Origin of the sequence: Flavobacterium sp. IB48 (assembly GCF_016405855.1) — a bacterium.
GTDB lineage: Bacteria > Bacteroidota > Bacteroidia > Flavobacteriales > Flavobacteriaceae > Flavobacterium > Flavobacterium ginsengisoli.
Genome location: NZ_JAEFCA010000005.1, coordinates 52932 through 66110 on the forward strand (window position 1 = coordinate 52932; position 13179 = coordinate 66110).

Below are 13179 nucleotides of genomic sequence, written 5' to 3' on the forward strand. Positions count from 1 at the left end.
TAATTCATTAAATAACCTGAAATCCAAATGCATATGGATCGTCATTTTCATCAATTATAATATTATTATATCCGTATACTTTTGCCCAACCTTGAATACTTGGAACAATAGCTGGAATATCTCCAATAGAAGTTTCTTCTACGACTTTACCAATAAACTTACTTCCAATATAACTTTCGTGAATAAACTCTTCCTCTTTTTTTAATTTTCCTTTTGCGTGCAATTGTGCCATTCGGGCCGATGTTCCTGTTCCGCACGGCGAACGGTCGATTGCTTTATCTCCATAAAAAACAGCATTTCTGCCTGAAGATGTAGGATCTATTGGCGTTCCTGTCCATAACATATGCGACACATCTCGAATGGTATCATTCTGTGGATGAATGAAGTAATCAGGATATTTTTCATTAATCTTTTTGCGCACTTCCTGACTGTATTGAATAATTTTACTCGCTGTATAATCCTGAACACCAGAAAAATTCTTCTGCGGATCGACAATCGCGTAATAATTTCCTCCATAAGCCACATCAAAAACAATCTCACCCAATTCTTCACAATCAATAGTAAGACCTTCGGCTGCTAGATACGATTTTACGTTGGTCAGACGTACCCAATCTACCTTTTTGCCAGTTTGCTGATATTCTATATGCACTAAACCTGCAGGAGCTTCCATTTTTATAATACCTGGAGTTTTTGGCGTTACCAATCCTTCCTCAACAGCAATTGTGATGGTTCCAATTGTTCCGTGTCCGCACATTGGCAGACAGCCAGAAGTTTCTATAAACAAAATTCCAACATCGTTGGCAGGATCGCTTGGCGGATACAAAATGCTTCCGCTCATCATATCATGTCCTCTTGGTTCAAACATTAATCCTTTACGAATCCAGTCATATTCTTTTAAAAAATGCTGCCGTTTTTCGCTCATCGAATTACCTTGTAGATTTGGTCCTCCACCGGCAACAACCCGAACTGGATTTCCGCACGTATGAGCATCTACGCAAAAAAAAGTTTTCTTTACCATTTTATATTTGAGATAGTGTTAGTTTATTATTTATTGTACGAACAATTTGTAATGGATTCTCATTTTGCAATTCAGCAGGCAGCAATTCGTTTGGCCAATTCTGATAACTTAATGGTCTAACCCATCTGTAAACCGCGTGTATTCCTACGGCAGTATAACGTGAATCTGACGATGCAGGATAAGGTCCGCCGTGAAGCATAGAAGCGCAAACCTCAACTCCTGTTGGCACGCCATTGTATATTAAGCGACCTACGCGATTCTGTAAAGCGGCAATTATTCCTTTGTGCTTGTCAATTTCGTTCTCTTCACTTATAATTGTTCCTGTCAGCTGTCCTTCCAGTTTAGAAATAACTTCTATTAATTCCGTCTCATTTTCACATTCAATTAAAATAGAAAATGGACCAAAAACTTCGTTATGCAATATTTTATTCTCTAAAAACTTTTTCCCATTAACCTTTAAAACTGTTGGAATGCCATGATTTGGAATTGTTTCTCCTTTAAACTGAGCAATTTTCGAAATCCCATTCTGTTCTTCTATTTTTGAAATTCCGTTATTAAAATCAGCATAAATAGAAGGATGCAACATACAGCCCGGCTGAGTTTTTTCAATGGCTTGATTTAGGTTCTCTTCAAATTCTTTTAATTCTTCACCTCTTAAAGCTAATAATAATCCTGGATTGGTACAAAATTGTCCCGCTCCTAAAGTGATCGAATTTGCATAGGCTGTTGCCCATTTTTGACTGTTTTTTTTCAATGCATTAGGCAAAAGCACTACCGGATTTATACTTCCCATTTCGGCAAATACCGGAATTGGCTCTGGACGCTGTGCGGCCAAATCGCATAAAGCACGGCCACCTTTTATACTTCCTGTAAAACCAACACCTTTTATTAATGGATGTTTCACCAAACTCGTTCCGAGCGTTCTTCCGTCTCCTATAAGATTAGAAAAAACTCCTTCAGGCATATTGGTTTTCTGAGCCGCTTTTATAATAGCCGAAGCGACCATTTCGCCTGTTCCTATATGCATGGAATGGCTTTTTACAATAACCGGACAACCCGCAGCCAAAGCCGAAGCTGTGTCTCCTCCGCTTGTAGAGAATGCAAAAGGAAAGTTACTCGACCCGAAAACCACAATTGGTCCTAGAGGAACTAACATTTTGCGCAAATCTTCTTTTGGTGCAGGTTGTCTGTCAATTATTGCAGTATCTATTGTTGCTTGAACCCAATTTCCTTCTGTAAGCATTTCGGCAAAGGCTCTTAATTGACCGATCATTCGACCGCGTTCACCTTCCGCCCTGCCTCTCGGATAACCCGATTCGGTACAGTATTGTTCTAAAAGAGTATCTCCCAAAGCTAAAATTTCATCAGCAATTGCGTTTAAGAATTTAGCTTTTTCAATTCCTGAATATTTTTTATAACTCGAAAATGCTTGATTAGCTAAAGTAACTGCTTCCTCAATTTCATCCTGAGTTGCTTCTGTAAAAACCCAAGGATTTTCTTTGTTCAATAACGGATTAAACGTTTTTAATATTTTTGAACCGCTCGCTTTTAGCTGGCTTCCTATATAATTTTTTCCTGTAATCATGTTTTTGTCTAATAAATGAAATGTATTGAAGTCACAGTCCTTAGTTATAGCCTCAGTAAAGAATTCCCTAACAATTCTCACTGAGACTGATAACCAAAAGAGCCAATCTTGGCAATAAGATGCTATAAATTTTTGTAATCTGGCAAAGTTGGTCTTGTTCTTAGTCCTTCGGCAATAATGGCAAGAACTCTTTCTCTTTCTGCCCCTTGCAATGGCAATCTTGGAGCACGGACATTTTCAGTTCCAATTCCTGTTGCTACTTCTGCTAATTTTATATTTTGAACTAAAAATGAATTAATATCCAATTCTAACAAAGGCAAAAACCATCTGTAAATTTTTAGAGCTTCATCGATTCTTCCGGCTTTAGCCAATTTATAAATGGCTACTGTTTCTGCAGGAAAAGCACAAACTAATCCAGAAACCCATCCATCAGAACCCATTAATAAACTTTCTAATGCTAATGTGTCCACTCCAGATAATATTTTTAAACGATCCCCAAATCGGTTAATCATTCTTGTAACATTAGAAATATCTCTTGTAGATTCTTTTACTGCTTGAATATTATCGAATTTTAATAACTCTTCAAACATATCCAAAGAAACTTCGATTTTATAATCAACTGGATTGTTGTAAACCATAATAGGAAGTGTTGTACTTTTTGCCACTTCACTATAAAAAGCAACCGTTTCAAAATCAGATGCTTTGTAACGCATTGGAGGAAGCATCATTAATCCTTTTGCTCCATCTTGTTCCGCTTTATTAGCCGCTAAAATGGCTCCCTTTGTAGTTTGCTCTGCAATATTCATTATTACAGGCACTTTATTTTCTGTAAGTGAAACGGTATGTTGTACTAATTCTCTTTTTTCTTCTTCCAAAAGTGTACTGGCTTCACCCAAAGTGCCTCCTAAAATAATCCCTGACACCCCAGCATCTAATTGTGCCTTCATATTAACTTCAAACATTTTGAAGTCTAATTTATCATCTGCAGTAAATTTTGTAGTTACCGCCGGCATCACGCCATTCCATTCAATGCTCATAATTTTAATTTTTTATTTAAGCCAAAATTATCTAGAAACGACAGAGCTAAGCCTTCAAAAATTACCACAAAATGATACTATATTACCCTATATAAAGACAAATGTCAAAAAACAGAACATTATAACATCATTTTTTTAATCAAATACAATATATTTGATAGTAACTAACTAACCACTATATGAAAGTTTTTCCATTCAAAATTCCAAAATCTGGAGAAGATCCCCTTATTTATCAAGAAGATATAGAAGTATCATTTTATGATAAACTGCACCAGCATGAAGAAATTCAAATTAGTTTTATAGAAAAAGGAGAAGGAGCCGTTTTTGCCGGCGATACTATTTCGCAATATCGCGAGGGCGATATATTGGTAATTGGAAGCAATCTGCCCCATGTATTTAGAAGTGATGTTCAAGAAAATGTAATTTCTGTAATGCGAACTTTATTCTTTACTTTCAATTCGTTTGGGAAAGATTTTTTTGAGTTATCTACTTTCCGAAACATTCATCCTATTTTAGAAAGCAGCAAAAATGGATTTATCATTCATAACGCACCAAAAAAAGTAGTCAAATATTTTAAGAAGTTACGAAAAGCCGACAGTTATACACGATTTATATTATTTCTTGATATTCTAAAATGGCTCTCAACATCTGAAACTACTCCGCTTTCTAATTATTTATATCAAAAGAAAATAACTGATAATGAAGGGAAAAGAATGCAGATTGTATTTGAATATGTTATGACTAACTTTCATAAAAACATAACGCTTGATGAAATTGCTTCGATAGCCAGTATGACCAAAAATGCTTTTTGTCGGTATTTTAAAGTCCGGACAAACAAATCTTTTTTTCAGTTTCTAATTGAAGTACGCATTGAGAGAGCCGCAAAATTATTATCTAATAATGAAGAACTCTCTGTTTTGGAAATTGCCGAATTATGCGGGTTCAATAATATTTCCAATTTTAATCGAAAGTTTAAAGAATTAAAACAGCTTTCTCCTTTGCAATATAGAAAGCTGAATTTGTAATTATTCATTAATCAATATTTACAGCTATACGATTCGTAGACAAACTGTTGTTCTAAAGACATTCTTTGGGCTAAAAAAAGCTGTTTAATCTCATTATTTATAAATGAGATCAAACATGCTTATTCCTAATACAATAGCGTAAAAAGTAAACTGGTATGGTCAAAAAATAGGGTGAAGAAAAAAAAAGTAAAAGTTTTACCATTTTTTTTTGTGATACTATATTATCCATTTCTTGATTAAATAATGCTTACAAGCATCAAAATTCTAAATCATTTATTTGAAATTACTTTCAATAAATTACTATTAGAAGAAAATAAAATTAAGTTACCTATTCTCCAATTAGACAATTTACATTCTGTGTATATATTATCCTCTTTGCTTTTCAGATTGTTTAAAATCATCTCTCTTTTTTACCTCCAATTAAAAAAACTAGTAGGCACTGGTATGTAAAACTTAAGAACATTTATACTTTTGGATCTCGCATTTATCTATTTATCCAAACAATTTGCACAAGCTCAAAACATTTTTTTAGGTTACAAAATAGAATAAAAGACAAAAAAACTAACGAAAAACTCAATTATTAACCTTGAAAACCAAACGAAGAAGCATGAATTATTAACTCAACAAGCATAAGAACCGAGCCGAATGTCTCGCAAAAAACAGCACTAACATTCTAAGAAGAAAAAAGAGCATTTCTGAGGTCAACAATTTACCTGTGCTACTTACAGCATTATTCTGTAAAGCATAAAAAACTACACAACACACAACACAACAAATACAAAAAACAAACGCAATGAAGCTATCTTCTGGAAAAAAACGCAAACCTTTTTTACTTACTCTTACTGCATTATTTTTTATTAGCAATATTGCATTTTCTCAAGACGATCAGCGATGGCAAATTAATAACGATGGCACAATTTCTTGGCAAATAAACAATGCTATTCCGCATGATGACCATATCGAAATGAGCGGAAAAAAAATCTCATGCGTTTTAAGATACGGCGTAGCGGCAGATGGTTCTTTTCATGCTACTCGAAGTTTGATCTGGCCAATGCTCAGAACTGTTCCTAACAATACACATGCAAGTTTTACACGTCAATTTGCTCAAGATGCTTTTGATCTTGTAACTGTAAATTACAAACCAATTACAGGAGAGAAAACAGTCTCGATAACTCTTAACGGAACATTATTAATTAAAAGTAAAACCAATGCTCTTGAACTTACTAGACAATTTTTTCCTTCTACAGCATTGGCAGGTTACAATGAAATTTACACTATTAAAAACACTTCTGAAAAAAACTCTATCGTAGAAATTCCAAAATCAAATACGGTTTATACTTCAGATCCTACAAAAGGAACAGAAGGCAGTTACAAAATTCAGGTGCAATTATTTAATGACGGAACTTTTAACCTAAAGCCCAACGAAAGTGTTACTTTTTCTGTTTTTTATTCTGGCGTTAAAACAAGCGAATCTGTTCCTGCTGTAAATGCCGAAGAAGAAAAAAACAAACGCATTGACTTAATCCGTGAAATTTGGAGCAAATTAATTTTGGAAACACCAGATCAAGTTTTAAATACTGAATTTGCTTTCGCGAAAATCAGAGCGGCTGAAAGTATTTTTGAAACCAAAAACGGTCCAATGCACGGTCCTGGAGGAGAATCGTATTATGCTGCAATCTGGGCAAACGATCAGGCCGAGTATGTTGGTCCGTTCTTTCCTTATTTGGGGTATGAGTATGGAAATCAAGCTTCATTGAATGCTTATCTCCAATTTGCAAAATTCATGAACAAAGACTACAAACCGATTCCGAGTTCTATTGTTGCAGAAGGAACGGATATTTGGGCGGGCGCAGGAGATCGTGGTGATGGCGCAATGATTGCTTATGGAGCAGCTCGTTACGCACTTTCAAGAGGAAATGTAGATGAAGCAAAACAATTATGGCCATTAATAGAATGGTGTTTGGAATATTGTCACAGAAAAATAAATGCTGAGGGCGTTGTCGCTTCAGATTCTGATGAATTAGAAGGACGTCTACCCGCTGGAAAAGCCAACCTTAATACTTCTTCTCTGTATTGTGATGCATTAAACTCAGCAATTTATTTAGGTAAGGTTTTAGGAAAAAATGAAAGTCTGCTTAAAACGTATAAAACCGAAGCTGAGAAATTAAAGACTGCAATTGAGAACTATTTTGGCGCTAAAGTCGAAGGTTTTGAAACCTACAAATATTATAAAGAAAATGATGTTTTAAGAGCTTGGATTTGCACACCGCTTACTATGGGAATTTATGATCGAAAAGATGGAACTATAGATGCTTTATTTTCTCCTAGATTATGGACTAAAGATGGTTTGGCAAGTATAGCGGGAGATAAAATATTTTGGGATCGATCTACTTTATATGCTTTAAGAGGAGTTCTTGCTGCTGGCGAAACAGATAAAGCACTTGATTTTTTACATTATTATTCTAACCGACGTTTATTGGGCGATCACGTTCCATACCCTGTAGAAGCGTATCCAGAAGGCGATCAGCGTCATCTTTCGGCCGAAAGCGGTTTATATTGCCGAATATTTACAGAAGGATTATTTGGTATTCGTCCGACAGGCTTACACAGTTTCGATTTTACGCCACGTCTTCCTAAAAATTGGTCTATTATGAAACTGAAGAGCATTCATGCTTTTGAACGCGATTTTGATATTACAGTTGAAAGAGCTGGCAAAAACCTAAGGTTAAAAATAACTGATGGGAAAAAGCTAGCAATCAATAAAATTATTAAAGATGGCACGACGATAAATATTAAGTTATAATTTTTTTTGAATTATTGTTTTTTAATACAAGCCTCCAAAATACATTTTTGGAGGTTTGTTTTTTTTTAAATAGTCTTTTACTCAGATATAGCACATTTCATTCGTAAAGTATAGCTGAAAAGACGTACGGCAGTGTGTGTCTTTAGAATATTGGGACAATAATAGCAAATCTCTATTTCAAAGCCTTAAATAATATTTCCACAGGATGTTGTGCCTTTCGTCCTGTTCCATCTGCAATTTGATGTCTGCAACTTGTTCCTGGAGCAGCAATTAAAGTAACACTTTCTTCTGCCCTAATTGCGGGAAACAAAACCAATTCACCAATTTTCATCGAAATATCATAATGCTCTTTTTCATAACCAAACGAACCTGCCATTCCGCAGCAGCCGCTTGGGATATTTAAAACAGTATAGTTCTTTGGCAATGAAAGTATCTTTTTAAGTGGCACTAAAGACGATAAACTTTTCTGAAAACAATGTCCATGCATACGCACTCTTTCTGTCTTTTCTGTAAAACTAGTAGGCAAAATACGTTTAGCTTCCAATTCTTTAGCTAAAAACTCTTCAATTAAAAAAGTTTTCGTTGCAAATTGTTTTGCTTTTTCTTTGAGATCGCCACGACACAAATCAGGATATTCATCACGAAATGAAAGTATTGCAGAAGGTTCAATTCCAATTAAAATTCCATCAGTTGGAATTGCTGCTTCAAAGTCTTTTGTGTTTTGTTCTGCAATTTCTCGTGCTTCTTTTAGCATTCCTTTTGATAAATAAGTTCTTCCGCTTATTCCAATTTTAGGAATCTCAACCTTATAACCTAATCTGTTTAAAAGTTTTACAGCGGTTTGTCCTATTTCGACATCAAAATAATTCAGAAATTCATCATTATACAAATACACAATTCCATTATTAAAATCACCAATTTGGCTATAGCTTTTCATCCATTTGCCAAAAGTAATTTTATGCATTAAAGGCAATTGTCTTTCTAGGGTAAAACCAGTTCCTCTTTTAATCCAATTTCCTAGAATTCCTTTCGCAGATAAATTATATAGCCACGGAGCTGAAGCGAATAATTGATTTATTTTTGGCGTATTTCCAATTAGTTTAGATCTAAATTTTACTCCGTTTTTATCCTGATACTGCTGTAAAGTTTCGGCTTTCAATTTTGCCATATCCACATTTGAAGGACATTCTGATTTGCATCCTTTACAGCTTAAACATAAATCCAAAACGTCAAGCAAATTTTCATCATCAAACCGATTTGCTTTCGTTGAGTTTGTAATAGTCTCTCTAAGCATATTGGCGCGCGCTCGAGTCGTATGTTTTTCGTCTCGAGTTGCCATATAACTTGGACACATTGTTCCGCCACTTTTTTCTGTTTTTCTGCAATCTCCAGATCCGTTGCACATTTCGGTGGCACGAAGAATTCCGTTATGATCTGAAAAATCAAAATACGTATCAGGCATTGGCGTATCTTGGCCTGCTTTATATCGCAGACTTGTGTCCATTGGTGGCGTATTCACAATTTTTCCAGGATTGAAAACACCCCAAGGATCCCAAACATTTTTTATCTGAATAAACAGCTGATAAATTTCATCTCCAAGCATCAACGGAATAAACTCTCCACGAAGTCTTCCATCACCATGTTCACCACTTAAAGAACCTTTATATTTTTTAACCAAATGCGCTATATCTGTTGCAATAGTTCTAAAAAGAGCCGTTCCTTCTTTGGTTTTTAAATCTATAATCGGACGCAAATGCAATTCGCCAGTAGCAGCATGCGCATAATGCACACAGTTTAAATTTCTTTCTTTTAAAATCGCATTAAAATCTGCTATAAAATCAGGCAAATCATTTACGTCTACGGCTGTATCTTCAATCACCGCAACTGCTTTTGCATCTCCTGGAATATTCGATAATAAGCCTAATCCAGCTTTTCTTAATGCCCAAACTTTATTGGTGTCTTCACCATAAACAATTGGGAAATGATAACCTAGATTTTTAGATCGCATTAAAGCTTCCATCTCTTCTGCAATCTTCTCGATTTCTTCTTGCGAATCTCTCAAAAATTCGACAGCCAAAATAGCCTGAGGATCGCCCTTCACAAAAAAGCGATTCTTGCTTTGTTCTATATTTTCTTTGGTGCATTCTAAAATATAGTGGTCAATTAATTCTACACTATCAGGATTAAACTTCAATGCTTCAATATTCGCTTTTAAAGATTCATGAATGCTTTCGAAATGAACGCAAATCAATGCTGAAAAAGGTTTTAAAGCATCAACCAGATTTAATTTTATCGCTGTCGAAAAAAACAAAGTTCCTTCAGATCCTGCAATCAATTTACAGAAATTAAACTTTTCTGAGGAATCTATAAAAGGCGAACTATCGGCCAATAAATCTAAAGCGTAACCTGTATTTCTTCTTGGAATTGTTTTTTTAGGAAAATTGGCTTCAAATAAATTTCTATTATTTTCAGATGAAAGTATTTCTTTCGCTTGAACGTAAATTGCTTGTTCTAATGTACTAACAACATTAATTCCGTTGCATTTATCTTCAAATTCAGCATTTGTTAAAGCGCCAAAAACGACTTCATTTCCATCTGCCAGAAAACCTTTTATTTCAAGAACATGCTCACGTGTTGATCCATATACAACAGAACGTGCTCCACAAGCATTATTTCCAACCATTCCGCCAATCATGCAGCGATTACTGGTAGAAGTTTCTGGTCCGAAAAAAAGTCCGTAAGATTTCAAATAAAGATTCAGTTCATCGCGAATTACACCTGGTTCAACCCAAGCCGATTTCTCGCTTTGATTTACCGAAATAATCTTAGTAAATTCTTGTGAAATATCTACAACAATGCCATTTCCAACTACTTGCCCTGCAAGCGAAGTTCCGGCTGCACGCGGAATAATACTGCTTTTGTTTTCTTTAGCAAAAAGAATAATTTTTTGAATGTCTTCTTTCGTTTTCGGAACTGCCACAGCCAAAGGCATTTCTTTGTAAGCGCTTGCATCAGTGGCATAAAGTAGACGCATCGTATGATCGTAAAATAATTTGCCCTCTAATTCCTTTTCTAAACCTTCGAGTTTAGAAGAAATCTTTGGAAGGATATTATTATTCATTTTTATCTCTTGTTAACTATTGTTTTAACACACAGAAACATAGATTCTTATTCCTAAAAACGGCAACAAAAATAGACTCATTTCTTCACATAGTCCCGATAGCTATCGGGATGCTTTCATGTTAAGCGAAACACATCTTCTTGTAAAATAAAAATCTATGTTTCTGTGTATTAAAAAAAAACTATAATTCGCTTAATGCGACATCTAATAATTCAACCAATTCATCAGCATTTTGTTTGTTGAATGGCATTGGCGGTTTTATCTTTAAAACATTATGCAAAGGTCCGTCTGTACTCAACAAATAGCCTTTTGCTTTTAGTTTTTCAACAACAATATCAATTTCAGGAATAGCCGGTTCCATCGTAATTCTGTCTTTTACCATTTCTGCACCAATAAACAAACCATGCCCTCGAACATCACTTATAATTGGGTATTTGGCCATTAGGCCTTTTAATCCATCCATCAAGTAATTTCCAGTTTCTAGAGCATGCTTTTGCATTTCTTCTTCTTGAATTACATCTAAAACTGCCAATCCTGTTGTCATTGAAACAGGATTTCCTCCGAAGGTATTGAAATATTCTAATCCGTTGTTAAAGGCTTCTGCAATTTCCTCAGTAACAATCACAGCTGCAAGCGGATGTCCGTTTCCTATTGGTTTTCCTAAAACAACAATATCAGGAACGACATTTTGCAATTCGAATCCCCAGAAATGATCTCCAATTCTTCCAAATCCAACTTGAACTTCATCTGCAATACAAACACCTCCTGCGGCACGAACATATTGATAAACTGTTTTAAGATAATTTTCTGGCAACGGAATTTGTCCTCCAACTCCCAACAAAGTTTCGCAAATAAATACTGCTGGCGCTTTGTCTTCGTTTTTTAAATCTTCAATAATTCTTTGCACATCGGCAGCATATTTTTCTCCGGCTTCAGTATCTCCATATTTATACGGTCCACGATACAAATCTGGATTAATTGCTTTATGAATCCAAGGCATTTGCCCTGAACCGCCTTTGCTGTCAAATTTATACGGACTCATTTCCATTGCAACTGTCGAAGTTCCATGGTAGGCATGATCTAAAACAATAATATCCTTTTGTTTGGTAAAATGACGGCTCATGCGAATAGCCAAATCATTGGCTTCACTTCCTGAATTAACAAAATAACAAACGCTAAGTTTTTCTGGTAAAGTTGCAGTTAGTTTTTCTGCATATTCTGTAATCGCATCATTCAAATATCTCGTATTGGTATTTAAAGTTGCAATTTGCTTTTGCGTTTTTCTAACAACAACGGGATGACAATGACCAACATGTGAAGGATTATTTACGCAATCAACAAAAGTTCTTCCTTTATCATCATATAAATATTGCAAAGCTCCTTTTACAATTTTTAGTTTGTCTTTGTAACCAATACTCAGGTTTCTGCCTATTTTCTTTTTTCTGATTTCAAGCAATTCTGAGTAATCATCATTTGTAATTAACCCTTCAAAACCACAAGCTTTTCTAAACGCATCTTGCGCCTTGATCGGGTTAATTTTTATTAGTTTATATAATAAATCCCAAGCTGGTTTTTCAGTAATAAAATGATGTTCGTTGTTACTGTCTAATGAAGCATTATAAGCCGATTGCGTTACGCTAATACAAAGTCTTCCTGCGATTAAATAATACAATAAATCTAATTCCTGCTCAGTAAGTGCATATGAATGATGATATCCTTCAACAATTTTTACCGCTACAGCCAATGGATCTTCTTCGTCTAACATTGCATAAGTACAGGCAATTGCCAAATTATTGACTAAAGCTGTATAAACCATATCGCCAAAATCAATAAGTCCGCTAACACGATTTCCTTGCACTAAAACATTATAATCATTAGCATCGTTGTGAATATAAGCATGTCTCAATCGATGAATTTGCGGTGCTACTTCTGTATCAAACTGCAATAAAAAATAACCTGCAATACGCCTTCTTTCGTGATTTAGAATGTGTTTCAAATTATCGCTTGCTTCGCTAGCTTTACTAATATCCCAAGTATAATTTCGATGCATTGCAGGATGCGAAAAATCAGCCAAAGCACGATCCATGTTACCCAAAAATGAACCTAAATTATAATGCAATTCAGTTGTTTTGTTTTTTTCATCTACCCAGAAAACGCCTTCTAAAAAGTTTAAAATTCGGATATAATAGGTTTGAGAATCTGTTACTATTTTTGTAAGCTCCTCTCCTTTTTTGTTGATGCAAAAATGCTGAAAACAATCTGAAATAGTGCTTTTTGTAAGATGTCTTATAATAGCCGCTTGCGCTTCTAAAAAAGGAAACGGATGACTTTCATTGGATACTTTTAGAATGTATTTTTCATTTTTCTCATTTGATAAAAGGAAATTCAATTCATCATACCCGTTTAATGCTTTTACAGTTACGCTAAAACCGTAATGTTCTTTTACTAAATCTTGAATAATTGCTTCTGAAAAATTCATTGGTATTCTTTTAAAGTTGTTTTTTATTTTTTTTAGCCACGAATTACACGAATTGGCACTATTTTTTTTGCTGTCCTGCAAGGTCTTTTTCAGTCCTTGTAGGTATTAAAG

The 13179-nt window shown here is 34.8% G+C and carries 7 protein-coding genes; 2 read left to right on the plus strand and 5 right to left on the minus strand.

What is annotated here, in order from left to right; all coding sequences use genetic code 11:
- Positions 1-7: 7 nt before the first annotated feature.
- The 3 genes from JC605_RS16615 to JC605_RS16625 all read right to left on the minus strand — a co-directional run bounded on the left by JC605_RS16615 (position 8) and on the right by JC605_RS16625 (position 3640).
- Entirely contained in the window at positions 8-1018 is a 1011-nt protein-coding gene (locus JC605_RS16615; RefSeq protein ID WP_198857269.1) for a 4-hydroxyproline epimerase, read from the minus strand.
- Between the two features lies 1 nt (position 1019).
- On the minus strand, positions 1020-2603 hold the full coding sequence (locus JC605_RS16620; RefSeq protein WP_198857270.1) for an aldehyde dehydrogenase (NADP(+)): 1584 nt from the start codon (positions 2601-2603) through the stop codon (positions 1020-1022).
- A 122-nt stretch (positions 2604-2725) separates the two neighbouring features.
- Complete coding sequence (locus tag JC605_RS16625; protein WP_198857271.1) at positions 2726-3640, minus strand: dihydrodipicolinate synthase family protein; 915 nt, start codon at positions 3638-3640, stop codon at positions 2726-2728.
- A 179-nt stretch (positions 3641-3819) separates the two neighbouring features.
- Between JC605_RS16625 and JC605_RS16630 the strand changes: the two genes are divergently transcribed.
- On the plus strand, positions 3820-4665 hold the full coding sequence (locus JC605_RS16630) for an AraC family transcriptional regulator (RefSeq protein WP_198857272.1): 846 nt from the start codon (positions 3820-3822) through the stop codon (positions 4663-4665).
- 793 nt (positions 4666-5458) lie between these two features.
- Positions 5459-7468: a hypothetical protein gene (locus tag JC605_RS16635; protein WP_198857273.1), complete on the plus strand. Its 2010-nt coding sequence runs from the start codon at positions 5459-5461 to the stop codon at positions 7466-7468.
- 172 nt (positions 7469-7640) lie between these two features.
- Here the strand turns inward: JC605_RS16635 and JC605_RS16640 are convergent, their stop codons facing one another.
- On the minus strand, positions 7641-10589 hold the full coding sequence (locus JC605_RS16640) for an FAD-binding and (Fe-S)-binding domain-containing protein (RefSeq protein WP_198857274.1): 2949 nt from the start codon (positions 10587-10589) through the stop codon (positions 7641-7643).
- Between the two features lie 181 nt (positions 10590-10770).
- Complete coding sequence (locus JC605_RS16645; protein WP_198857275.1) at positions 10771-13068, minus strand: aminotransferase class III-fold pyridoxal phosphate-dependent enzyme; 2298 nt, start codon at positions 13066-13068, stop codon at positions 10771-10773.
- Positions 13069-13179: the final 111 nt, after the last annotated feature.